Consider the following 24,899-nt stretch of genomic DNA (forward strand, 5'->3'; position numbering starts at 1 on the left):
AGGGTGAAATAGGCAAAAATATTTTGTGAAGCAGGCCGTTAGCATCAGATTATGTGATGAAATAAAGTGCCCGTTGGGTTACTCTGCAAGCGGTGAAATGGGCATTTCTGTACAGATAGTGCGTTGATCGGGTTATGTAGACTTATAATGAGAGATAAGACCTGTCTACAACATGACAAACAAAAAACAATGCGTAACGGAACTTTACAAAACTTGAGCACTCTAAGCATTTGCTTGCTCATAGTGAAGCTGATGGAGTGGCGTTTCGAAGGCGCGTGGAAATTTGGTTTGGGGAGACTTTACCTCGGATGAGCGAGCAGTTAACGGACCAGGTCCTGGTAGAACGGGTCCAGAAGGGAGATCAGAAAGCCTTTAACCTACTGGTAGTACGCTATCAGCATAAGGTGGCGAGTCTGGTTTCTCGCTATGTACCGTCGGGTGATGTACCCGATGTAGTACAAGAAGCATTTATCAAAGCCTATCGTGCGCTGGACTCGTTCCGGGGGGATAGTGCTTTTTATACCTGGCTGTATCGTATTGCGGTCAATACAGCGAAGAATTACCTGGTCGCTCAGGGGCGTCGTCCACCTTCCAGTGATATAGATGCGATTGAAGCAGAAAATTACGAAAGTGGCGGTGCGCTGAAAGAAATTTCGAACCCTGAGAACTTAATGTTGTCAGAAGAACTGAGACAGATAGTTTTCCGAACTATTGAGTCCCTCCCGGAAGATTTACGCATGGCAATAACCTTGCGGGAGCTGGATGGCCTGAGCTATGAAGAGATAGCCGCTATCATGGATTGTCCGGTGGGTACGGTGCGTTCACGTATCTTCCGAGCGAGGGAAGCTATTGATAATAAAGTTCAACCGCTTATCAGGCGTTGACGATAGCGGGATACTGGAAAAGGTATTAGGCATGCAGAAAGAAAAACTTTCCGCTTTAATGGATGGCGAAACGCTGGATACTGAGTTGCTCAAAGAGCTGGCTCACGACCCGGAAATGCAAAAAACCTGGGAGAGTTATCACCTGATTCGCGATTCCATGCGAGGTGATACTGCCGACGTTCTCCATTTCGATATTTCCGCCCGCGTAATGGCCGCCATCCAGGATGAGCCGGTACGTCAGACGGCGCCATTGATTCCTGAGGCCCAGCCAGCACCGCACCAGTGGCAGAAAATGCCGTTCTGGAAGAAAATGCGTCCGTGGGCCGCGCAGCTTACTCAAATGGGTGTGGCCGCGTGTGTATCACTTGCAGTTATTGTTGGCGTCCAGCACTATAATGGGCAATCTGAAACGTCCCAGCAGCCCGAAACGCCGGTATTTAATACATTACCGATGATGGGTAAAGCCAGTCCGGTAAGCCTGGGTGTACCTTCTGATGCGACGGCCAGCGGCGGTCAGCAACAGCAGGTACAGGAGCAGCGTCGTCGTATTAATGCCATGTTGCAGGATTACGAACTGCAACGTCGACTGCACTCTGAACAGCTTCAGTTTGAGCAGGCCCAGACACAGCAAGCCGCTGTGCAGGTGCCAGGAATTCAAACTTTAGGAACGCAATCGCAGTAATGAAGCAACTTTGGTTTGCCATGTCACTTGTGGCTGGTAGCCTGTTCTTCTCTGTCAACGCCTCGGCCAATCCTGCGTCCGGGGCGTTGTTGCAGCAGATGAATCTGGCCAGCCAGTCGCTCACCTATGAGCTGTCATTTGTCAGCATCAATAAGCAGGGTGTTGAATCCCTACGTTATCGCCATGCCCGCCTGGATAACCGTCCGCTCGCGCAGCTGTTGCAAATGGATGGTCCGCGCCGGGAAGTGGTGCAACGTGGCAACGAAATCAGTTATTTTGAGCCAGGTCTCGAACCGTTCACGCTGAACGGCGACTATATCGTTGACTCGCTGCCCTCCCTGATTTACACCGACTTCAAACGTCTTGCTCCCTACTATGATTTTATCTCAGTAGGCCGCACCCGTATTGCCGACAGGCTCTGTGAAGTGATCCGCGTTGTGGCGCGTGACGGCACCCGTTACAGCTATATCGTTTGGATGGACACGGAGACCAAGCTGCCAATGCGTGTTGATCTTCTTGACCGTGATGGCGAAACGCTGGAACAGTTCCGCGTCATCGCGTTTACTGTTAACAACGGTGTCAGCGACAGCATGCAGACGCTGGCGAAAGCCAATCTGCCGCCGTTGCTGTCAGTTCCTGCGGGTGAGAAAACCAACTTCAACTGGAGTCCGTCGTGGTTGCCGCAAGGCTTCAGCGAGGTGTCCAGCAGTCGACGTCCGCTGCCGACGATGGATAACATGCCGATCGAATCACGGCTTTATTCCGATGGTCTGTTCAGTTTCTCCGTGAACGTAAACCGCGCGACGCAAAATAGCGCCGATCAGCTGCTGCGCACTGGACGCCGCACGGTTAGCACCAGCGTGCGAGATAATGCCGAAATCACTATTGTCGGTGAGCTTCCGCCGCAAACGGCGAAGCGTATCGCGGACAATATTAAGTTCAGGGCAGCACAATGATTAAAGAGTGGGCGACGGTCGTCTCCTGGCAAAATGGTCTGGCGACGGTCAGCTGTGATGTTAAAGCATCATGTAGCAGCTGTGCTTCCCGGGCCGGATGCGGGAGCCGAGTGCTGAACAAACTGGGACCTCAGACCACACACACCATCGTGGTGCCCTGCGACGAACCCTTGACCCCTGGTCAAAAAGTTGAACTGGGCATTGCCGAAGGTAGCCTGCTCGGTTCGGCGATGCTGGTCTACATGTCTCCGTTGGCGGGACTGTTTCTTTTCGCGTCGCTATTCCAGGTGCTGTTTGGTTCCGATCTTGCGGCATTAAGCGGAGCAGTGCTGGGGGGCGTGGGCGGATTCCTGATTGCTCGTGGATACTCTCGTAAGCTTGCTGAACGCGAAGCCTGGCAGCCGGTCATTCTGAACGTTGCTCTCCCACCCGATCTTATTCGCGTCGAAACCCAGCAGTGATATCTTTGCCTGATGGCACTGCGCTTATCAGGCCTACAGCGTCCTCAGATGCAGGCGTAGGCCGGATAAGGCGTTTATGTCGCCATCCGACAAAAGTTTCATCGACTTTGCAAAGTTGTTTCCAGTTCCCGCTATCCTTGCTCTATGAACATTTCCTCGCCTCAGCGTTGTAGTGTAGAATGCGGCGTTTCACTTAAACAGACGTTAAGCTCAGAACAGCGACTTCTCAGAGCCTGCTCAGGCGGGCGTAAGGCACAATAATTACACTATATGAAGAACATACGTAACTTTTCAATCATAGCTCACATCGACCACGGTAAATCGACGCTGTCTGACCGTATTATCCAGATCTGCGGTGGCCTGTCTGACCGTGAAATGGAAGCGCAGGTTCTCGACTCGATGGATCTTGAGCGTGAGCGCGGTATTACTATCAAAGCGCAGAGCGTGACGCTCGATTTCAAAGCATCTGATGGTGAAACCTATCAGCTTAACTTTATCGACACCCCGGGCCACGTTGACTTCTCGTATGAAGTTTCCCGTTCGCTTGCCGCCTGTGAAGGTGCACTGCTGGTGGTTGATGCCGGGCAGGGCGTAGAAGCACAGACCCTGGCTAACTGCTATACCGCCATGGAAATGGATCTGGAAGTGGTGCCGGTTCTGAACAAAATCGACCTACCGGCCGCCGATCCTGAACGTGTAGCGGAAGAGATCGAAGATATCGTCGGTATCGATGCGACAGATGCCGTTCGCTGCTCGGCGAAAACCGGCGTTGGCGTCACTGACGTTCTTGAACGTCTGGTACGCGACATTCCGCCGCCGGAAGGTGATCCGGAAGGCCCATTACAGGCGCTGATCATCGACTCCTGGTTCGACAACTACCTTGGCGTGGTGTCGCTGGTGCGTATTAAAAACGGCACCATGCGTAAAGGCGACAAAATTAAAGTAATGAGCACCGGTCAGGTCTATAACGCCGACCGCCTGGGGATCTTCACGCCAAAACAGGTTGACCGTACCGAGCTGAAATGCGGCGAGGTAGGTTGGTTGGTTTGTGCGATTAAAGACATCCTCGGCGCGCCGGTTGGCGATACCCTGACGCAGGCGCGTAACCCGGCAGACAAACCGCTGCCAGGCTTTAAAAAAGTGAAGCCACAGGTTTACGCTGGTCTGTTCCCGGTCAGCTCTGACGACTATGAAAACTTCCGTGACGCGCTTGGCAAGCTGAGCCTGAACGACGCCTCCCTGTTCTACGAACCGGAAAGCTCTACCGCGCTGGGCTTCGGCTTCCGTTGTGGCTTCCTTGGTCTGCTGCACATGGAGATCATTCAGGAACGTCTGGAGCGTGAATATGATCTGGATCTGATCACTACCGCGCCGACTGTAGTCTACGAAGTCGAAACCACGGCGAAAGAGACTATCTACGTCGATAGTCCGTCCAAGCTGCCGCCGCTGAACAACATCTACGAACTGCGTGAGCCGATCGCTGAGTGTCACATGCTGCTGCCGCAGGCTTACCTTGGCAACGTCATCACCCTGTGTATCGAGAAGCGTGGCGTCCAGACGAACATGGTTTACCACGGTAACCAGGTGGCGCTGACCTATGAAATCCCGATGGCGGAAGTAGTACTCGATTTCTTCGACCGTCTGAAGTCGACCTCTCGCGGCTATGCGTCGCTGGACTATAACTTCAAACGCTTCCAGGCGTCTGACATGGTGCGCGTTGATGTCCTTATCAACAACGAACGTGTCGATGCGCTGGCGCTGATTACTCACCGCGACAACTCCCAGAGCCGTGGCCGCGAACTGGTTGAGAAGATGAAAGATCTAATCCCTCGCCAGCAGTTTGATATCGCGATCCAGGCGGCCATTGGTACGCACATCATCGCGCGTTCAACCGTGAAGCAGCTGCGTAAAAACGTTCTGGCGAAATGCTACGGCGGTGATATCAGCCGTAAGAAAAAGCTGCTGCAAAAACAGAAAGAGGGTAAAAAGCGCATGAAGCAGATCGGTAACGTCGAACTGCCGCAGGAAGCGTTCCTCGCCATTCTGCATGTCGGTAAAGACAGCAAATAATCTTAAGGAGTTGGCATGGCGAACATGTTTGCCCTGATTCTGGTGATTGCCACACTGGTGACGGGCATTTTATGGTGCGTAGATAAATTCATCTTCGCACCAAAACGCCGGGAGCGTCAGGCAGCAGCGCAAGCTGCTGCAGGTGATTCACTGGATAAAGCAACGCTGAAAAAAGTATCCCCTAAGCCGGGCTGGCTGGAAACCGGGGCATCTGTTTTCCCGGTACTGGCGATTGTGCTGGTGGTACGTTCATTTATTTATGAGCCGTTCCAGATCCCGTCAGGTTCGATGATGCCGACGCTGCTTATCGGTGACTTTATCCTGGTGGAGAAATTCGCCTACGGGATTAAAGATCCGATTTACCAGAAAACGCTGATCGAAACCGGCCATCCGAAACGCGGTGATATCGTGGTGTTTAAATACCCGGAAGATCCGCGCCTGGACTACATTAAACGTGCTGTCGGTTTACCGGGAGACAAAGTAACGTACGATCCAGTGGCTAAAGAGGTGACTATTCAGCCAGGATGCCGTTCCGGTCAGGCGTGTGAAAACGCGCTGCCGGTAACGTATTCGGATGTTCAGCCAAGTGATTTCGTACAGACCTTTGCGCGCCGTAACGGTGGGGAAGCGACCAGTGGCTTCTTTGAAGTTCCGCTGAACGAAACGAAAGAGAACGGTATTCGTCTCTCTGAGCGTAAAGAAACGCTGGGTGAGGTCACGCACCGCATTCTGACCGTGCCAATCGCGCAGGATCAGGTGGGAATGTATTACCGCCAGCCTGGTCAGCAACTGGCAACCTGGATCGTCCCGCCAGGGCACTACTTCATGATGGGTGATAACCGTGACAACAGTGCGGACAGCCGTTACTGGGGATTTGTGCCGGAAGCGAATCTGGTGGGTAAAGCGACCGCTATCTGGATGAGTTTCGATAAGCAAGAAGGTGAATGGCCGACCGGTGTGCGTTTAAGCCGTATTGGTGGCATTCACTAATCGCCGATAATCGTTCACGTTGTCGTCATTACGGCGGCAGCGTGAATTATTTCTCGGATAAATTCCCGCAGACTAACGACATCCCTTGTCGTTGTGTATAGAATATTCCCCCGAAGTTTTAGGTTGGCACCGACAGGTTGCCACGGCACACGAAACAGCGTTGGTTTGTATATAAAAGCATGCAGGCGAAGCCAGATGGCTCCGCAAAGTGCGTATATCAGGTCTGTTTCGTGTGCTGAATTGTTGACGCATTCATTTATTGGTATCGCATGAACCCCATCGTAATTAATCGGCTTCAACGGAAGCTGGGCTACACTTTTAATCATCAGGAGCTGTTGCAGCAGGCATTAACTCACCGGAGCGCCAGCAGCAAACATAACGAGCGTTTAGAATTTCTGGGCGACTCTATTTTGAGCTTTGTTATCGCTAATGCGCTGTATCACCGTTTCCCTCGAGTGGACGAAGGTGACATGAGCCGCATGCGCGCAACGCTGGTTCGCGGCAATACGCTGGCTGAATTAGCCCGTGAGTTTGACCTCGGTGAATGTTTACGTTTGGGGCCTGGTGAGCTGAAAAGCGGCGGCTTCCGTCGTGAATCGATCCTGGCCGATACCGTTGAAGCGTTGATCGGCGGCGTCTTCCTCGACAGCGATATTCAAACCGTTGAGCAATTAATCCTGAACTGGTATCAAACTCGTCTGGATGAAATTAGCCCAGGCGACAAACAAAAAGATCCGAAAACGCGCCTGCAGGAATATTTGCAGGGTCGCCACCTGCCTCTGCCGTCTTATTTGGTGGTGCAGGTCCGTGGTGAAGCACACGATCAAGAATTTACTATCCACTGCCAGGTCAGCGGCCTGAGTGAACCGGTGGTTGGCACGGGTTCGAGCCGTCGTAAGGCTGAGCAGGCTGCCGCCGAACAGGCGTTAAAAAAACTGGAGCTGGAATGAGCGAAGAGAAAACTTACTGCGGATTTATTGCCATCGTCGGTCGCCCGAACGTCGGCAAATCCACCCTGTTGAATAATCTGCTTGGGCAGAAGATTTCTATTACCTCACGTAAGGCTCAGACAACACGTCACCGTATTGTTGGCATCCATACCGAAGGCGCGTATCAGGCGATTTATGTCGATACCCCGGGCCTGCATATGGAAGAAAAACGAGCGATCAACCGCCTGATGAATAAAGCGGCGAGCAGCTCGATCGGTGATGTTGAACTGGTTATTTTCGTTGTGGAAGGCACCCGCTGGACGCCGGACGACGAAATGGTGCTCAACAAGCTGCGTGATGGCAAAGCCCCGGTTATTCTGGCTGTGAACAAAGTAGACAACGTTCAGGAAAAAGCCGATCTGCTGCCGCACCTGCAGTTCCTGGCAAGCCAGATGAACTTCCTTGATATCGTGCCGATTTCTGCCGAAACCGGCTTGAATGTCGATACCGTTGCGGGCATCGTGCGTAAGCATTTGCCGGAAGCTATTCATCACTTCCCGGAAGATTACATCACCGATCGTTCTCAGCGCTTTATGGCCTCAGAAATCATCCGTGAAAAGCTGATGCGTTTTCTGGGTGCTGAATTGCCGTACTCCGTTACCGTGGAAATTGAGCGATTTATCTCCAATGAGCGCGGTGGTTACGATATTAACGGTCTGATCCTCGTTGAACGTGAAGGGCAGAAGAAGATGGTTATTGGCAACAAAGGGGCCAAAATTAAAACCATCGGCATCGAAGCGCGTAAAGACATGCAGGAGATGTTCGAAGCGCCGGTTCACCTCGAACTGTGGGTGAAGGTGAAATCCGGCTGGGCCGATGACGAACGCGCGCTGCGTAGCCTCGGTTACGGCGACGACGTCTAAACCCATCTTCTGAAAAACGGCGAGTATATGGAAGGATGGCAACGAGCCTTTGTCTTGCATAGTCGCCCCTGGAGCGAAACCAGTCTCGTGCTGGACGTCTTCACGGAAGAGTCGGGTCGCGTGCGTCTGGTGGCTAAAGGCGCACGTTCCAAACGTTCTAATCTCAAAGGCGCGCTCCAGCCTTTTACCCCGTTGTTGCTTCGCTTTGGTGGGCGTGGAGAGGTCAAAACCCTACGTAGTGCTGAAGCCGTTTCTCTGGCACTCCCTCTTAGCGGTATCACGCTGTACAGCGGCTTGTATATCAACGAGCTTGTCTCGCGCGTACTCGAGTACGAAACCCGCTTTTCTGAACTCTTTTTCGATTACCTGAACTGTATTCAGGCGCTGGCTGGCGCGACGGGTTCGCCAGAACCTGCATTGCGTCGCTTTGAGCTGGCCTTACTTGGACATCTGGGGTATGGCGTCGATTTTACCCACTGTGCGGGCAGCGGCGAGCCGGTAGACGACACTATGACCTATCGTTACCGGGAAGAAAAAGGGTTTATTGCCAGCGTCGTTATTGATAACAACACCTTTACCGGACGCCATCTCAAAGCACTTGAGTCGCGTGAATTTCCTGATGTCGATACGTTACGCGCCGCGAAACGCTTTACCCGCATGGCGTTAAAGCCGTATCTTGGTGGTAAGCCGTTAAAAAGCCGGGAACTGTTCCGGCAATTTATGCCAAAACGCGCAGTAAAAACAAATAATGATTAACGAGGATTGTCATGGCTGAATTACTGTTAGGCGTCAATATTGACCACATTGCCACGTTACGTAATGCACGCGGTACCGCATATCCGGACCCGGTTCAGGCAGCATTTATCGTTGAACAGGCGGGCGCGGACGGTATTACCGTACATCTGCGTGAAGACCGTCGCCATATCACCGACCGTGACGTGCGCATTTTGCGCCAGACGCTGGATACGCGCATGAATCTGGAAATGGCAGTCACCGAAGAGATGCTGGCGATTGCCGTTGAGACTAAGCCGCATTTTTGCTGTCTGGTGCCGGAAAAACGTCAGGAAGTTACCACTGAAGGTGGTCTGGACGTCGCCGGTCAGCGTGACAAGATGCGCGATGCCTGCAAACGCCTGGCGGACGCAGGCATTCTGGTTTCGCTGTTTATCGATGCCGACGAAGAACAGATTAAGGCCGCTGCGGAAGTTGGCGCGCCGTTTATTGAAATTCACACCGGCTGTTACGCCGATGCGAAAACTGACGCAGAGCAGGCCAGCGAACTGGCGCGTATCGCCAAAGCGGCGACCTATGCTGCAAGCCTTGGCCTGAAGGTGAATGCGGGTCACGGTCTGACGTATCACAACGTTAAAGCTATCGCACGGATCCCGGAAATGCACGAGCTGAACATTGGCCATGCCATTATCGGGCGCGCGGTGATGAGCGGTCTGAAAGATGCCGTAGTCGAAATGAAGCGCCTGATGCTGGAAGCGCGTGGCTAATGGCGATTTTGGGATTAGGTACGGATATCGTGGAGATTGCCCGCATCGAAGCGGTAATTTCCCGTTCCGGCGACCGCCTGGCAAGACGTGTGCTCAGCGACAACGAATGGGCAATCTGGGAAACGCATCAGCAGCCGGTGCGTTTTCTGGCGAAGCGTTTTGCAGTCAAAGAAGCGGCAGCAAAAGCCTTTGGCACGGGTATTCGCAATGGGCTGGCGTTTAATCAGTTTGAAGTCTTTAACGACGAACTCGGTAAGCCGCGTCTGCGATTATGGGGAGAGGCGTTAAAACTGGCGGAAAAACTCGGCGTCGCGCATATGCATGTGACGCTGGCCGATGAGCGTCACTACGCCTGCGCCACGGTGATTATCGAGAGTTAGATTCTGCACGTTGCCGGATGGCGACGCGGTTAAAGTTTATCGGCGTGGTGCATCAGCACAAACTTATCCCACAACTGCTCTTCTGTTTCGACATGTGCCGGATCTTTCAAAATAGTATTGGGGATCGGGCACACCTTCTGGCAGGTTGGCGTGTCGTAATGGCCTACGCATTCCGTACACTTGTCGCTGTTAATCTCGTAAATGCTATCACCCATCGAAATCGCCTCATTCGGGCATTCGGGCTCGCACATATCGCAATTGATACACTTTTTAGTGATTAACAGGGCCATCAGGAAACTCTCAAAACATCACAAATCGGGCGGGCATTATACGCGCATTCTTTGTTCAAACCAGTTTTTTTACCAGAGCTTCGCTGTGGCGAATACGTTCCGGAGCATGCTCCAGATCCTGCTGCACCAGCGCCATAAACAGTAAATCAGTGAGCATCATTTGCGCATGAGTGGAGGAAATCGCTGCGCTGCGCGTGGCCTGCTCCTCGGCAATCGTGTACAGACAATGACTTGCCCGTTGCTGCAGGGCGTTCGGTGTAAATCCAGTGATGGCGAGGATTTTCGCGCCGGTGCGCAACGTTTCATCTGCAGCCAGGTTGAGCTCGCGGCGCTCTCCGGTATACGAAATGGCCAGCAGCAGATCGTTGGGCGAAAGGGCTTGCACCGTCGCCAGCAGGGCGTGCATATCGCGTTCCACCACCGCGTTAAAACCAATCTTCAGCAACTTCCAGGCAAAATTCTGTGCCACCAGACCCGATGCGCCAATCCCGGTCACGATAATGCGCCGGGCTGAGCGCAACATTGTGACGCTCTCCATCAGTTTCTCTTCGCTGTTGACGTCCAGCGTCGCATGCATCGCCGCCACGTTCTCCTGAATCAACTTTTCCCCCACCAGACGCATAGGATCGTCACCGCGAATCTGATTATGTACCGGAATGGAATGGGGGTTGGGATTGCTGGCCAGCGCTTCGCTGATCGCCAGTTTGAGTGCAGGAAATCCTTTAAAACCCATCTTTTGCGCGAACTTCACCACGCTGGACTGGCTGACGCCCGCCTCCGCGGCCAACTGCTGCGAACTGAGATGACGCGCAGTATCCGGCTGGGAAAGGAGATAATCCGCCAATTTTTTATCGCTTTGCGCGAGGTCTGGGTAACGCTGACGAATGCGAATTAAACAGTTCATGCTGTCTCCTGGCGAAAACGTGATGGCGATTACAAAACAAAATTTCATTCGCCTGGATGAATATAATATTCCATTATGGCAGATTATTATGAATTAAAAATTCCTAAGGAACAAAAAATGAATCTCGGTGCATTAGTTTCAGAAACCCGCAATCCACAGACCATGGACCTGGATGCGCTCTCCACGCTGGAGTTGGTTCATCGTTTTAATCAACAGGATACGCTGGTAGCCGAAGCAGTAAAAGCAACTCTGCCTCAAGTTGCGTGTGCGGTTGATGCGGCAGCTAACGCACTAAAAGCAGGTGGTCGCATTATTTACATGGGAGCGGGGACCAGCGGGCGTCTCGGGGTACTGGATGCGTCTGAATGCCCACCGACCTTCGGCGTTCCACACGGTCTGGTGGTTGGATTGATTGCCGGGGGGCCGGGCGCGCTGCTGAAGGCGGTTGAGGGTGCGGAAGATAACCCACAGTTAGGTGAAGACGATCTGTGTGCGCTCAATCTTACCGCGCAGGATCTGGTGGTGGGGCTGGCAGCATCTGGTCGCACGCCGTATGTAATTGGTGGGCTGAAATATGCGCGTTCGGTGGGCTGTACGACGGTGGCTATTTCTTGCAATCCGGATTCCCCTATCGCGCATGAAGCGGATATTGCCATTTCTCCTGTAGTGGGGCCAGAGGCGCTGACCGGGTCAACACGACTGAAATCCGGCACCGCGCAGAAGCTGGTGCTCAATATGATCTCCACCGGAGCGATGGTGAAGTTCGGTAAGGTTTATCAGAACCTGATGGTGGACATGCAGGCAACCAACGTCAAACTGGTCGATCGGGCGTGCCGTATGGTGGTTGAAGCCACGGGAATTGCGCGTGAACAGGCGCAAGCGCTGCTAAAGCAGACTGATTTTGACGTTAAGCCAGCTATTTTAATGGCGCTCACCGGCCTTGACGCCGCTGCCGCCCGCGAAAAGCTTGCCGCTCACCAGGGTTTTTTACGCGCGGCGTTAGAACACTAAGAGGTGTATATGGATAAGACGGTGGTGCTGGCCAGCGATATTCTACTGGGCGTTGGCGGAGAGAAAAATATTCTGCGCCTGGAAAACTGTATGACCCGCGTCAGGGTTGAAGTTCAGGATGATGGACAGCTCGATATCCCTCGTCTCAGGCAACTGCCCGGTGTCAGCGGCTACGTGAAGCAGGGCGCGCAACACCAAATTATTGTCGGCCCCGGTAAAGCGGCCAAAGTGGTGGATGCCATGCGTTCCCTGATTGCCGATGGCGGCGAGCGAGCTGGTTCCAATGATATCGAGCGCACAAAGTCAGATGCCAAAGCGAAGTACAAAGCGCCGATGAGCGATGCGCTGCGCAAGCTGGCGAACGTCTTTATCCCTCTTATTCCGGCGTTTATCGCCTCTGGTTTGATTACCGGCATTATTAACATCCTTAAGCGCCCGGACATCGTGGGGGATTTTGCGACCCACTATCCGAATATGCTGGGGTTGATGGGCATATTTGGCAGCGCCGTGTTTGCCATTATGAATATTCTGGTCGGGGTGAATACCGCCAAAGTTTTCGGTGGTTCCCTGGCGATGGGCGGGGTGATGGCGGGGATTCTCTCCAGCCCGCAACTGGCACAAATCACGCTGTTTGGCGAAGCGTTGCAGCCGGGGCGCGGCGGAGTGATCGCGGTACTGCTGGTGGTGGCGTTGATGTGTTGGATCGAACGCAAATTCCGCGAGCTGTTGCCAGAATCACTGGAGCTTATCCTTAATCCGCTGCTGACTACCATCATTACCGGCGTAATCGCGATTGTGGCGCTGCAACCGCTTGGCGGCTGGATTTCTGAGTCTATTGCTCACGGCGCATCCTGGGCTATCGATCGCGGCGGTTTTCTGGTCGGTGCCGTGCTGGCAGGAACCTTCCTGCCGTTGGTGCTCACTGGACTTCATCAGGGATTGGTGCCCATCCATGTTGAGCTGGTTCAGGCACACGGTTATAACGCGCTCTTTCCGATCCTGGCGATGGCGGGCGTTGGGCAAATAGGTGCTGCGATCGCGGTTCTGATGAAAACCCGAAATGCGCGGTTAAAAAAAGTAATCAAAGGTGCACTGCCTGTCGGACTGCTGGGTATAGGCGAGCCGCTGATTTTTGGCGTAACGCTGCCGTTGGGTAAGCCGTTTATCGGTGCATGTCTTGGCGGCGCGGTAGGTGGAGCGCTGATTAGCTACTGGAAGGTGGCGACGGTCATCACGTTTGGCATCTCCGGATTACCGCTGGCACTGACGATTGTTGCCGGAAAAGTGATGTTCTATCTGTTAGGCTATCTGGTAGCAGTTATCGCCGGGTTCCTGTTTACCTGGCTATTGGGATTCACTGATCCAGAGGAATAAGGTTTGACCAATCACCAGCGCCGCGTTGTCTTTTTTGATTTGGATGGCACGTTACACCAGCAGGATATGTTCGGTAGTTTTATACGTTATCTGCTACGTCGTCAGCCGCTGAACGCGTTGCTGGTGCTGCCTCTGCTACCGGTGATTGCGCTGGCATTGCTAATACAAGGGCGCGCCGCCCGCTGGCCAATGAGCCTGCTGTTATGGGGATGCACTTTTGGTCGCAGCGAGGCGCGTCTGAAAGCGCATCAGGCCGACTTTGTGCGCTGGTTTCGCAGTAACGTGACGGCGTTTCCGCTCGTTCAGCAGCGCCTGACAACCTACCTGTTAAGCTCTGACGCTGACATCTGGCTTATCACCGGCTCTCCGCAGTCGTTGGTCGAGCAGGTTTACTTTGATACTCCGTGGCTACCGCGAGTCAATCTGATCGCCAGCAAAATGGCGCGGGGATACGGCGGCTGGGTGCTGACTCTGCGCTGTCTGGGCCATGAGAAAGTGACGCAACTGGAGCGGCAGATTGGCGCACCGTTGTCTCTCTACAGCGGCTACAGCGACAGTAAGCAGGATAATCCGTTACTCTCTTTTTGCCAGCATCGCTGGCGCGTCACGCCGCGCGGAGAGCTGCAACAACTCGAATAGAGTAAACGATAGCGTCTGTGTATAATGCGCCCGCTTTTATTGGTGGAGTAACCCCTTTGTCAGATGTTGAATTTAGCCACGAATACTGGATGCGTCATGCTTTAACGCTGGCTAAGCGCGCCTGGGATGAGCGTGAAGTCCCGGTGGGTGCGGTATTGGTACATAACAACCGAGTGATTGGCGAAGGCTGGAACCGCCCGATAGGTCATCATGATCCGACTGCCCACGCTGAGATTATGGCGCTGCGTCAGGGCGGCCTGGTGCTGCAAAACTACCGTCTGTTAGATGCCACGCTGTACGTCACTCTGGAGCCGTGCGTGATGTGCGCAGGCGCGATGGTGCACAGCCGTATCGGTCGGGTCGTTTTTGGTGCACGCGATGCGAAAACGGGCGCTGCCGGGTCATTAATGGATGTGCTGCATCACCCAGGGATGAATCATCGGGTTGAAGTGACAGAGGGGGTACTGCGGGATGAATGTGCCACGTTGCTCAGTGATTTCTTTCGCATGCGTCGGCAGGAAATCAAGGCCCTGAAAAAATCCGCTAATCAGTAAATACCAATCAGACTACTGGCCTTCTTTCTTCTGTGCCGAAAATAGCAGGGAAGGGGAGTGCGACAGGTAGTTTGACGACGTCTGAGTCAGAAAGGCTGAAAGCGGAAATTTATCTTTACCCAACAGCTCAGCCGGCGACACCGCCGGGTAATCCTGAGCCAGTTGCTGCGTTTCCTGCGCCTGTTTTTCTTTCTCCTGCAGATACCCCACCAGGCTAATCTGGTACTTACGGATATTTTCCACATAGGCGTAAGCTTCGTGGCCACGCGCATAGCCATAGGTCAGCTTGTTGTAATACGGCTTTTGGCTGAGCAGCGGTAGCCGCTGTTTTACGTCGGACCAACTGTTTGGATTGCCTTTGGTTTTCACCGTTAGCGCCCGCGCATCAAGCATGTGCGCATAACCCATGTTATAGGCTGCAAGGGCAAACCAGATGCGTTCTCCTTCGGGGACGGTATCCGGTACTTTACTCATCATATCCTGCAAGTATCGCGCGCCGCCGCTGATACTCTGTTCGGCATCGGTACGGTCGGTCAGCCCGAGACTTTGAGCAGTATTTTTGGTCAACATCATCAGCCCGCGTACGCCGGTTGGAGAGGTGGCCTGCGCGTCCCAGTGTGATTCCTGATATGAGATAGCAGCCAGCAGTCGCCAGTCTATCTCCTGCGCATACTTCTCAAACAGCGGCTTAAGGTCCGGCAACACGCTGTCTACGGCGCGCAAAAAGGTGCGGGTATCGACATAGTCAAAATCATCGCCATGCCCGAGATATTTCTCTTCCAGCCGTGCCAGAGAACCGTCTTCATTCATGGTGTTAAAGAAATCCAACAAGGCGGCAGACAGCGTGTTGTCATCGTCCAGACGACTAAACCAGGTCACCGGCTGTTCGTCAGAGACGTCCAGCGCCACGGCAAGCTCAGGATGCACGCGTTGGTATAAGCTGATGGCGACAGAATCTGCAATGGTGTAATCCAGCTTTCCGGCGATTACATCATCGAGCAATTCGGTGGTGCCCTTTTTGTCATCAACTTTCCAGCTCAGATCGGGAAATTTTTTCTCTTTTAGCTGCTGGAGGTCGTTAACCACCACGTGCCCCGGGGCGATAGTCAGTTGGCTTTCGTTCACGGTGGCAAGCGTGCGCGGGCGATATTGCCCAACCCGGTACACCAGCTGTTGTGAAACCGAATAATAGGTCGGGCCTGGCTGGTAATTTTTCACCCGCTCGCTGTTATAGACCAGGCCTGCGGCTAACAGGTCGGCATTGCCGTTATCCAGGTCGTCAAAAAGCTGGCTGATGTTCTGGCGTACGGTAACTTTTAACTTCACGCCTAAGTAGTCGGCAAATTCCTGGGCCAGTTCATAATCCAGGCCGAATTTTTTGCCGTTGAGGGTCGCGTAAGTTAACGGCGAGTCGATGGTACTGACGCGCAGCTCTCCCCGCGACTGAATGGCGGCGATACGATTTTCGGCTTTACCGAACCAGGGAATAGATGGCCAAAGGGCCGCTGCCAACAACAGCGTCAATATGCCGATGAACAGATAATTAATCTTTAATTTTTTCAATTAGTTAATTCTCTGAACCGTACGTTTTCTCTGCCTGCTGTGGTGCTGATTAAGAAGTGAAGTCGTCATTAATGAACGGCATTTTGCTTAAACTTGCGTCAGTTGGCAACTTATTCAGAAATCTGACCGCATTTGATGATAAGTGACGGTCGTGATTTTATTTCGACGCAAACGGTTTCGTCGGCGCGGTAGATTCTTTATAATGACGCCCGTTTCCCCACTTGGGCACACCGAAAGCTTAGAAGACGAGAGACTTATGATGGAAATTCTGCGTGGTTCACCTGCACTGTCTGCATTCCGTATTAACAAACTGCTGGCACGTTTTCAGGCTGCCAACCTCCAGGTCCACAATATTTACGCCGAGTACGTCCATTTTGCCGATCTGAATGCACCGTTAAATGAAGATGAGCACGCGCAGCTTGCACGCCTGCTGAAATATGGTCCTGCTCTGCAAAGCCACGCCCCGGAAGGAAAACTACTGCTGGTTACGCCTCGCCCTGGCACCATCTCCCCGTGGTCTTCTAAAGCGACTGATATTGCCCACAACTGCGGTCTGCATCAGATTAGCCGCCTGGAACGTGGCATTGCCTGGTATGTAGAAGCCTCTACGCTGACCGCTGAGCAATGGCAGATGGTGGCCGACGAACTGCACGACCGCATGATGGAAACGGTTTTCTCTGCGCTGAACGATGCCGAAAAACTGTTTGTCCATCACCAACCGGCGCCGGTCTCCAGCGTTGATCTACTGGGTGAGGGACGTCAGGCGCTGATCGACGCTAACCTGCGTCTGGGTCTGGCGCTGGCGGAAGACGAAATTGACTATCTGCAGGATGCGTTCACCAAACTGGGGCGCAACCCGAACGACATTGAACTGTACATGTTTGCGCAGGCCAACTCCGAGCACTGCCGCCACAAGATTTTTAACGCCGACTGGGTTATCGACGGTAAACAACAGCCTAAGTCGCTGTTCAAGATGATCAAGAATACCTTCGAAACCACGCCGGACCACGTGCTGTCTGCCTATAAAGACAACGCCGCGGTAATGGAAGGTTCTGAAGTGGGCCGCTATTTTGCCGATCACAAAACCGGCCGCTACGATTTCCATCAGGAACCAGCCCACATCCTGATGAAGGTAGAAACTCATAACCACCCGACGGCTATCTCTCCGTGGCCAGGTGCGGCAACCGGCTCCGGCGGAGAAATCCGCGATGAGGGTGCAACCGGTCGTGGTGCAAAACCGAAAGCCGGGCTGGTAGGCTTCTCCGTCTCCAACCTGCGTATTCCTGGCTTTGAACAGCCTTGGGAAGAGGACTTTGGTAAGCCGGATCGTATTGTCACCGCGCTCGACATCATGACCGAAGGCCCGCTGGGCGGCGCGGCGTTTAACAACGAATTTGGTCGCCCGGCGCTGACCGGCTACTTCCGTACCTATGAAGAAAAGGTCAACAGCCATAACGGCGAAGAGCTGCGCGGTTACCATAAACCGATCATGCTGGCAGGCGGGATCGGTAACATCCGTGCCGATCACGTGCAGAAAGGCGAGATCGTCGTTGGCGCCAAGCTGATCGTCCTCGGCGGCCCGGCGATGAACATTGGCCTTGGCGGCGGGGCAGCCTCCTCTATGGCTTCCGGTCAGTCTGATGCCGATCTTGATTTCGCTTCTGTACAGCGTGATAACCCGGAAATGGAACGTCGTTGCCAGGAAGTTATCGACCGTTGCTGGCAGATGGGTGATGCGAACCCAATTCTGTTTATCCATGACGTTGGCGCGGGTGGTCTGTCTAACGCCATGCCGGAGCTGGTAAGCGATGGCGGTCGCGGTGGTAAGTTCCAGCTGCGCGATATCCTCAGCGATGAGCCGGGTATGAGCCCGCTGGAAATCTGGTGTAACGAGTCCCAGGAGCGCTACGTGCTGGCGGTTGCTGCCGATCAATTGCCGCTGTTTGACGAACTGTGTAAGCGCGAGCGCGCGCCGTACGCGGTCATCGGTGAAGCAACCGAAGAACAGCATCTGACCTTGAGCGACAGCCACTTCGACAACCAGCCGATCGACATGCCACTCGATGTGCTGCTGGGTAAAACACCGAAAATGACCCGCGATGTGCAGACGCTGAAAGCCAAAGGCGATGCACTGAATCGTAGTGAAATCTCGATTGCAGATGCGGTTAACCGCGTGCTGCATCTGCCGACTGTCGCGGAAAAAACGTTCCTCGTGACTATCGGTGACCGTACCGTTACCGGTATGGTGGCGCGTGACCAGATGGTTGGTCCATGGCAGATCCCGGTCGCCAACTGCGCGGTCACTACCGCAAGCCTCGATAGCTACTACGGCGAAGCGATGTCTCTCGGCGAGCGCGCGCCAGTCGCATTGCTCGACTTCTCAGCCTCTGCGCGTCTGGCTGTCGGTGAGGCGCTGACCAACATTGCGGCAACGCAGATTGGCGATATCAAACGCATTAAACTGTCGGCCAACTGGATGGCGGCTGCGGGTCACCCTGGCGAAGACGCCGGACTGTACGAAGCGGTAAAAGCCGTTGGGGAAGAATTATGTCCGGCGCTTGGCCTGACCATTCCGGTGGGCAAAGACTCTATGTCGATGAAAACCCGCTGGCAGGAAGGTAACGAGCAGCGTGAAATGACCTCGCCGCTGTCGCTGGTGATCACCGCCTTTGCCCGCGTGGAAGATGTGCGCCACACCATTACCCCGCAGCTTTCTACTGAAGACAACGCCCTGTTGCTGATTGACCTTGGTCTGGGTCACAACGCGCTTGGTGCGACGGCGCTGGCGCAGGTTTACCGTCAACTGGGGGATAAGCCTGCCGATGTGCGTAACGTAGAGCAACTGAAAGGCTTCTACGACGCCATTCAGGCACTGGTCGCACAGCGTAAGCTGCTGGCCTACCACGATCGCTCCGACGGTGGCTTGCTGGTGACGCTGGCGGAAATGGCCTTCACTGGTCACTGCGGTATTGAAGCTGATATCCACTCTCTGGGTGAAGATCGTCTGGCGGCGCTGTTTAACGAAGAGCTGGGCGCGGTGATTCAGGTTCGCGCAGGTGATCGTGAAGCGGTTGAGGCGTTGCTGGCTCAACATGGCCTGGCCGATTGCGTGCACTATCTGGGGAAAGCCGTGCAGGGCGACCGCTTCGTGGTCGAAGCAGATGGTCATGCGGTGTTCAGCGAAAGACGCACCACGATGCGTATGTGGTGGGCGGAAACCACCTGGCAGATGCAGCGTCTGCGCGATAACCCGGAATGCGCCGATCAGGAACACGACGCTAAAACCAACGATACCGATCCGGGTCTCAACGTCAAACTGACGTTCGATATTAACGACGATGTTGCCGCGCCGTATATCGCCACCGGTGCGCGTCCGAAAGTGGCCGTGCTGCGCGAGCAGGGCGTTAACTCCCACGTCGAAATGGCGGCAGCTTTCCACCGTGCGGGCTTTGACGCCATCGATGTACACATGAGCGATCTGCTGGGGGGACGCATCGGCCTGGGTAACTTCCAGGCGCTGGTAGCCTGCGGCGGCTTCTCTTACGGCGATGTACTCGGCGCAGGGGAAGGTTGGGCGAAGTCAATTTTGTTCAACAACCGCGTGCGTGATGAGTTCGAAACCTTCTTCCATCGCCCGCAAACCTTGGCGCTCGGAGTGTGTAACGGTTGCCAGATGATGTCTAACCTGCGTGAGCTAATCCCAGGAAGCGACCTGTGGCCGCGCTTTGTGCGTAACCACTCCGACCGCTTTGAAGCCCGCTTCAGCCTGGTCGAAGTGACGCAAAGCCCGTCCTTACTGCTTGCCGATATGGTGGGGTCGATGATGCCGATTGCCGTTTCTCACGGTGAAGGTCGTGTGGAAGTGCGTGACGGTGCGCATCTGGCTCAGCTTGAGAGCAAAGGTCTGGTGGCACTGCGCTACGTCGATAACTTCGGTAAGGTGACCGAGGCTTACCCGGCTAACCCGAACGGTTCGCCGAACGGTATTACTGCTGTGACCACTGAAAATGGTCGCGTCACCATTATGATGCCGCACCCGGAACGCGTGTTCCGTACCGTGAGCAACTCCTGGCACCCGGAAAATTGGGGCGAGGACAGCCCGTGGATGCGTATCTTCCGCAACGCGCGTAAACAGCTTGGATAATTAGTCTATGATCATCAAGCCCCTCTTCGTGAGGGGCTTTTTTTTGTCTGCCGCCTGATGACGCTACGCTTATCAGGCTTTCGGGGAAATGCGGTTGTAGGCCGGATAAGGCGTTCACGCCGCTATCCGGCAATAAACTCAGCGCTTGCACCTAAAAGTAAAGTGTCGGGAAATGCCGACATAGGTAAGGTTACATTGTCGCCAAAAAGAGACATTTAATTATTTGATTTAAAACGAATTTATTTTTAAGTGTTACGGGTGTTGCTGATTGGCGACGGTGTGGGTGAAAAATAGACAATATCATTTCTCATATAAATAATCATATTTTCTATATTTATCATTGTGTTAACAAAGTGTTTTGAATATTGGCACAGATGCTGCATAATATTAACCAGTGGCTCATTCACCTTCTTATGTCAGCCCCTTCGGGACGTGCTACATAAACTTCGAATGACGCACAACAAGGTGCCTGCCGTCCAACATCTGATATTAGCGAAGCTCATATCAACCTCCGGGCGAAACGTCGAGTTAGGCACCGCCTTATTCCACAACAAAGCCGGGTTAATCCCGGCTTTGTTGTATCTGGCGTTCCCCTCAGTTAGCATCAACCTATTCCTGTCCATTGAGAGTAACGCCTTGAAGCGCTGGTCAGTTTTCCCCCGATCTTTACGTCAATTGGTGATGTTGGCATTTTTGCTGATCCTGTTGCCGTTGTTAGTTTTGGCCTGGCAGGCATGGCAAAGTCTGAATGCCCTGAGCGCGCAGGCTGCGCTGACGAACCGCACCACGCTGATTGACGCCAGACGCAGTGAAGCGATGACCAATGCTGCGCTGGAGATGGAGCGCAGCTATCGGCAATACTGTGTGCTTGATGACTCAACGTTGGCCAAGGTCTACCAAAGTCAGCGTAAACGCTACAGTGATATGCTGGATGCGCATGCGGGGGTGTTGCCAGATACCAAGCTCTACCAGGCGTTGCGTCAGGATCTTAACGATCTCGCGCAGTTGCAGTGTAAAAACAGCGGCCCTGACAGTGTGTCGGCTGCACGGCTGGAAGCGTTCGCTAATGCCAATACCGAGATGGTGCAAGCGACGCGTACCGTCGTCTTTTCTCGTGGCCAGCAGTTACAGCAGGAAATAGCCGAACGCGGGCAGTTTTTTGGCTGGCAGGCACTGGTGCTGTTTCTCCTTAGCCTGGCGATGGTGCTGTTGTTTACCCGTATGATTATCGGTCCGGTGAAGGGCATCGAACGGATGATCAATCGTCTGGGAGAAGGGCGCTCGCTGGGCGATAGCGTATTATTAACTGGGCCCCGTGAGCTGCGATCCGTGGGGCAGCGTATTATTTGGTTAAGCGAACGCCTCTCCTGGCTTGAGTCGCAGCGGCATCAGTTTTTACGCCATCTTTCTCATGAGCTGAAAACACCGCTGGCGAGTATGCGTGAAGGTACTGAATTGCTGGCCGATCAGGTAGTGGGCCCGTTAACACCGGAGCAAAAAGAGGTGGTCGGCATCCTCGATGACAGCAGCCGCAACTTGCAAAAACTGATTGAGCAGCTTCTCGATTACAACCGCAAGCTGGCGGATGACGAGGCTGAGCTTGAAAGTGTGGAAATCGCGCCGCTGGTGGAAAGCGTTGTTTCTGCGCATAGCCTGCCCGCTCGCGCCAAAATGATACATACTGATGTTGCGCTTGCGGTGAACGCCTGCCTGGCAGAACCGATGCTGTTGATGAGCGTGCTGGACAATCTTTATTCCAATGCGGTGCACTACGGCGCTGAATCCGGTAACATTTGGATCCGCAGCAGTTTGCATGGATCAATGGTATACATCGATGTAATGAATACCGGCACACCGATCCCAGAAGCAGAACAGACCATGATCTTCGAGCCTTTTTTCCAGGGTAGCCATCAGCGAAAAGGGGCGGTAAAAGGAAGCGGGTTGGGGCTAAGCATTGCCAGAGATTGCATTCGCCGTATGCGGGGCAAACTGTATCTGGTTGATGACCATGCGCAAAACGTTTGTTTTCGCATAGAACTGCCGCTAGCTGCTGCGAAAAATCACTAAAATAAACCTAAGTCTGGTGAGTATGCCATACGTTGTTGCCCGAATGCTTAAACGACATTTTCTTCATCGCGTCATCCTTGCAAGCCTGCCGTGCCTGGCACTGGTTGGTTGCGTCCCGAACGCGGTGAATCATATTATCGGCGATCCTTCGCAGGAGAAAATTCCGCCTAATCAACTGGCGGACTACCTTGCAACCGACTGTACGGATATCTGGTCGCTGTCTGGCCAGTCCACAGAAACCAACCCGTTGTACTGGCTGCGGGCGATGGACTGTGCCGATCGCATGATGCCGGTACAGGCGCGCAGTGAAGCCAGTGCTCAGCTCACGGATACCTGGCAGGGCGCTTTCAAACGCGGGATCCTGCTTGATAACGCCCGCATTACCCCGCCTGAACGGCGAGAGGCAGTTACGCGTCTCGACGCGTTAAGCCCACAAATTCCGAGTCAGGTTCGACCGCTTTATCAGGCCTGGTTCCGTAATCAAATGTTGCAGTTACAGCTTGCCGAAGAGCGCCTGCGCTACAGTAAGCTCCAGCAGTCGTCAGACAGCGATCTCGATACGCTGCGTCAACAGCAACAGCATTTGCAGTCCCAGCTCGATCTCACGACCCGCAAGCTGGAGAATCTGACCGATATTGAGCGCCAGCTTTCAACGCGCAAACCCGCCGGTAACTACAATCCTGATGCGCCGCACGGGAACGATAAACTCACTATGCCTGATAACGAAGAAGGCGCAGCGCCGTCTGCCGATGAGGTTACGCCATGATAAGCCGTAAGCCCGCGCATCTGCTGTTGGTGGATGACGATCCGGGCCTGTTGAAATTACTTGGAATGCGACTGACCAGCGAAGGCTACAGCGTCGTGACCGCGGAAAGTGGGCAGGAAGGGTTACGGGTACTGAACCGTGAAAAAGTGGATCTGGTTATCAGCGATCTGCGCATGGATGAAATGGACGGCATGCAGCTGTTTACTGAAATCCAGAAAGTGCAGCCGGGCATGCCAGTGATTATCCTGACCGCTCACGGCTCCATCCCGGACGCCGTTGCGGCGACCCAGCAAGGGGTGTTCAGTTTTCTCACTAAGCCAGTCGACAAGGATGCGTTATATCACGCGATTGACGGGGCGCTGGAACAGTTTGCGCCTGCTACTGATGACAGTTGGCGTGAGTCCATTGTCACCCGCAGCCCGCTGATGCTACGTCTGCTGGAACAGGCGCGAATGGTGGCGCAATCGGATGTTAGTGTCTTGATCAACGGCCAAAGCGGAACCGGGAAAGAAGTTTTCGCCCAGGCTATTCACAACGCCAGCCCGCGCAGCCACAAGCCCTTTATTGCCATTAACTGTGGCGCGTTGCCGGAACAACTGCTGGAGTCTGAACTGTTTGGTCATGCGCGCGGCGCTTTTACCGGCGCGGTGAGTAATCGTGAAGGGTTGTTTCAGGCCGCGGAAGGCGGCACGCTTTTTCTCGATGAGATTGGCGATATGCCTGCACCGTTACAGGTGAAACTGCTGCGCGTATTGCAGGAACGAAAAGTCAGACCGTTGGGCAGTAACCGCGATATCGACATTGATGTGCGGATCGTTTCTGCGACCCACCGCGATTTACCCAAAGCGATGGCTCGGGGCGAATTTCGCGAGGATTTGTACTATCGCCTCAACGTGGTGAGCCTGAAGATCCCTGCGCTGGCCGAGCGTACGGAAGATATTCCGCTGCTGGCGAACCATCTGCTACGCCAGTCTGCTGAACGGCACAAACCGTTCGTACGCGCCTTTTCAACCGATGCCATGAAGCGGTTAATGACCGCCAGCTGGCCGGGCAACGTGCGTCAACTGGTCAACGTAATTGAGCAGTGCGTGGCGTTGACCTCTTCGCCAGTGATCAGCGACGCGCTGGTGGAGCAGGCGCTGGAAGGGGAAAACACCGCGCTGCCGACATTTGTTGAGGCGCGTAACCAGTTTGAGCTCAACTATCTGCGTAAGCTGCTGCAAATCACCAAGGGCAATGTGACTCACGCGGCAAGAATGGCGGGGCGCAACCGCACCGAATTCTATAAGTTGCTTTCTCGACACGAGCTGGATGCAAACGATTTCAAAGAATAAATCTGCGGATTATGTTAGCTTTATTCGATCAAAAGACAGGCGACCTTTTCAAGGAATAGCATGAAAAAGATTGATGCGATTATTAAACCCTTCAAGCTGGACGACGTCCGCGAAGCGCTGGCAGAAGTCGGTATCACCGGGATGACGGTAACGGAAGTGAAAGGCTTTGGCCGTCAGAAAGGCCATACCGAGCTGTACCGTGGCGCGGAATATATGGTGGATTTTCTGCCGAAGGTAAAAATTGAAATTGTGGTTACCGACGACATCGTCGATACCTGCGTCGACACCATTATCCGTACTGCCCAGACCGGCAAGATCGGCGACGGTAAGATTTTTGTCTTCGACGTGGCTCGCGTTATTCGTATTCGTACCGGTGAAGAAGACGACGCGGCAATCTAAGCCGCGCCGTTAATTTGTCGGCCTGACAAGCGTAGCGCATCAGGCCGAGTGATTGCCGGATGGCGGCGTAAACGCCTTAT

24 protein-coding genes are annotated in these 24,899 nt (G+C 53.8%); 21 read left to right on the top strand and 3 right to left on the bottom strand.

Annotation, left to right across the window (positions count from 1 at the left end; genetic code table 11):
• The first annotated feature begins 147 nt into the window (after positions 1-147).
• The 12 genes from rseD (at position 148) to acpS (ending at position 9,774) form a co-directional block, all read left to right on the top strand.
• Positions 148-312, top strand: coding sequence for a rpoE leader peptide RseD (gene rseD, locus OGV85_RS03355; RefSeq protein WP_156485344.1), 165 nt, complete (start codon positions 148-150; stop codon positions 310-312).
• Positions 309-884, top strand: coding sequence for an RNA polymerase sigma factor RpoE (rpoE, locus tag OGV85_RS03360; RefSeq protein WP_003037573.1), 576 nt, complete (start codon positions 309-311; stop codon positions 882-884). The genes rseD and rpoE overlap by 4 nt, the downstream gene beginning before the upstream one ends.
• 31 nt (positions 885-915) lie before the next feature.
• Complete coding sequence (gene rseA / locus OGV85_RS03365) at positions 916-1,566, top strand: anti-sigma-E factor RseA (protein WP_003037574.1); 651 nt, start codon at positions 916-918, stop codon at positions 1,564-1,566.
• A complete protein-coding gene (gene rseB / locus OGV85_RS03370) occupies positions 1,566-2,522 on the top strand; it encodes a sigma-E factor regulatory protein RseB (protein ID WP_032949816.1) in 957 nt (318 codons plus the stop codon). Before rseA ends, rseB begins: the two co-directional genes overlap by 1 nt.
• Positions 2,519-2,983, top strand: coding sequence for a SoxR-reducing system protein RseC (rseC, locus tag OGV85_RS03375; RefSeq protein ID WP_061547743.1), 465 nt, complete (start codon positions 2,519-2,521; stop codon positions 2,981-2,983). The genes rseB and rseC overlap by 4 nt, the downstream gene beginning before the upstream one ends.
• Before the next feature lie 270 nt (positions 2,984-3,253).
• Positions 3,254-5,053 (top strand): translation elongation factor 4, encoded by a 1,800-nt coding sequence (lepA, locus tag OGV85_RS03380; protein ID WP_003037577.1) that lies wholly within the window; start codon positions 3,254-3,256, stop codon positions 5,051-5,053.
• Between the two features lie 15 nt (positions 5,054-5,068).
• Entirely contained in the window at positions 5,069-6,043 is a 975-nt protein-coding gene (lepB, locus tag OGV85_RS03385; RefSeq protein WP_003037578.1) for a signal peptidase I, read from the top strand.
• Between the two features lie 269 nt (positions 6,044-6,312).
• Positions 6,313-6,993 (top strand): ribonuclease III, encoded by a 681-nt coding sequence (rnc, locus tag OGV85_RS03390; protein WP_003037579.1) that lies wholly within the window; start codon positions 6,313-6,315, stop codon positions 6,991-6,993.
• Positions 6,990-7,895, top strand: coding sequence for a GTPase Era (gene era, locus OGV85_RS03395; protein ID WP_003037581.1), 906 nt, complete (start codon positions 6,990-6,992; stop codon positions 7,893-7,895). Before rnc ends, era begins: the two co-directional genes overlap by 4 nt.
• Positions 7,896-7,922: 27 nt before the next feature.
• Positions 7,923-8,651, top strand: coding sequence for a DNA repair protein RecO (gene recO, locus OGV85_RS03400; RefSeq protein ID WP_003037583.1), 729 nt, complete (start codon positions 7,923-7,925; stop codon positions 8,649-8,651).
• 11 nt (positions 8,652-8,662) lie between these two features.
• Positions 8,663-9,394 carry a pyridoxine 5'-phosphate synthase gene (gene pdxJ / locus OGV85_RS03405; RefSeq protein ID WP_016150781.1) on the top strand — a complete coding sequence of 244 codons (732 nt, stop codon included), beginning with the start codon at positions 8,663-8,665 and terminating at the stop codon, positions 9,392-9,394.
• On the top strand, positions 9,394-9,774 hold the full coding sequence (gene acpS, locus OGV85_RS03410) for a holo-ACP synthase (protein ID WP_003037588.1): 381 nt from the start codon (positions 9,394-9,396) through the stop codon (positions 9,772-9,774). The genes pdxJ and acpS overlap by 1 nt, the downstream gene beginning before the upstream one ends.
• Positions 9,775-9,803: 29 nt before the next feature.
• Here the strand turns inward: acpS and OGV85_RS03415 are convergent, their stop codons facing one another.
• Positions 9,804-10,064 (bottom strand): YfhL family 4Fe-4S dicluster ferredoxin, encoded by a 261-nt coding sequence (locus OGV85_RS03415; protein WP_003037590.1) that lies wholly within the window; start codon positions 10,062-10,064, stop codon positions 9,804-9,806.
• A gap of 55 nt (positions 10,065-10,119) precedes the next feature.
• Positions 10,120-10,968: a MurR/RpiR family transcriptional regulator gene (locus tag OGV85_RS03420; RefSeq protein WP_003037593.1), complete on the bottom strand. Its 849-nt coding sequence runs from the start codon at positions 10,966-10,968 to the stop codon at positions 10,120-10,122.
• A 117-nt stretch (positions 10,969-11,085) separates the two neighbouring features.
• Here OGV85_RS03420 and murQ point away from each other — a divergent pair, with 117 nt between their 5' ends.
• From murQ to tadA, 4 genes are read left to right on the top strand one after another with little or no spacing between them, the layout of a single operon-like run.
• Positions 11,086-11,979 carry an N-acetylmuramic acid 6-phosphate etherase gene (murQ, locus tag OGV85_RS03425; protein WP_003037596.1) on the top strand — a complete coding sequence of 298 codons (894 nt, stop codon included), beginning with the start codon at positions 11,086-11,088 and terminating at the stop codon, positions 11,977-11,979.
• A 9-nt stretch (positions 11,980-11,988) separates the two neighbouring features.
• A complete protein-coding gene (locus tag OGV85_RS03430; RefSeq protein WP_061547742.1) occupies positions 11,989-13,353 on the top strand; it encodes a PTS transporter subunit EIIC in 1,365 nt (454 codons plus the stop codon).
• A 3-nt stretch (positions 13,354-13,356) separates the two neighbouring features.
• The gene (yfhb, locus tag OGV85_RS03435) at positions 13,357-13,992 is read left to right on the top strand and encodes a phosphatidylglycerophosphatase C (RefSeq protein WP_003037603.1); all 636 of its coding nucleotides are present in this window, start codon (positions 13,357-13,359) and stop codon (positions 13,990-13,992) included.
• A gap of 17 nt (positions 13,993-14,009) precedes the next feature.
• A complete protein-coding gene (gene tadA / locus OGV85_RS03440) occupies positions 14,010-14,546 on the top strand; it encodes a tRNA adenosine(34) deaminase TadA (protein WP_071524296.1) in 537 nt (178 codons plus the stop codon).
• 12 nt (positions 14,547-14,558) lie between these two features.
• Here the strand turns inward: tadA and mltF are convergent, their stop codons facing one another.
• Complete coding sequence (gene mltF, locus OGV85_RS03445) at positions 14,559-16,109, bottom strand: membrane-bound lytic murein transglycosylase MltF (protein ID WP_003037607.1); 1,551 nt, start codon at positions 16,107-16,109, stop codon at positions 14,559-14,561.
• 256 nt (positions 16,110-16,365) lie between these two features.
• On the opposite strand from mltF, the gene purL reads away from it, so the two are divergent.
• The 5 genes from purL (at position 16,366) to glnB (ending at position 24,819) form a co-directional block, all read left to right on the top strand.
• Positions 16,366-20,253 carry a phosphoribosylformylglycinamidine synthase gene (gene purL / locus OGV85_RS03450; protein WP_061547741.1) on the top strand — a complete coding sequence of 1,296 codons (3,888 nt, stop codon included), beginning with the start codon at positions 16,366-16,368 and terminating at the stop codon, positions 20,251-20,253.
• Between the two features lie 636 nt (positions 20,254-20,889).
• A complete protein-coding gene (qseE, locus tag OGV85_RS03455) occupies positions 20,890-22,320 on the top strand; it encodes a two component system sensor histidine kinase QseE/GlrK (RefSeq protein ID WP_003037614.1) in 1,431 nt (476 codons plus the stop codon).
• Between the two features lie 22 nt (positions 22,321-22,342).
• Entirely contained in the window at positions 22,343-23,086 is a 744-nt protein-coding gene (qseG, locus tag OGV85_RS03460; protein ID WP_003037617.1) for a two-component system QseEF-associated lipoprotein QseG, read from the top strand.
• Entirely contained in the window at positions 23,086-24,420 is a 1,335-nt protein-coding gene (gene glrR / locus OGV85_RS03465) for a two-component system response regulator GlrR (protein ID WP_304411975.1), read from the top strand. Before qseG ends, glrR begins: the two co-directional genes overlap by 1 nt.
• Positions 24,421-24,480: 60 nt before the next feature.
• Complete coding sequence (glnB, locus tag OGV85_RS03470; protein ID WP_002914032.1) at positions 24,481-24,819, top strand: nitrogen regulatory protein P-II; 339 nt, start codon at positions 24,481-24,483, stop codon at positions 24,817-24,819.
• The last annotated feature ends 80 nt before the right edge of the window (positions 24,820-24,899 follow it).

Origin of the sequence: Citrobacter sp. Cf132 (genome assembly GCF_030333885.1) — a bacterium.
In the GTDB taxonomy this organism is placed as follows: Bacteria; Pseudomonadota; Gammaproteobacteria; order Enterobacterales; family Enterobacteriaceae; genus Citrobacter; species Citrobacter freundii.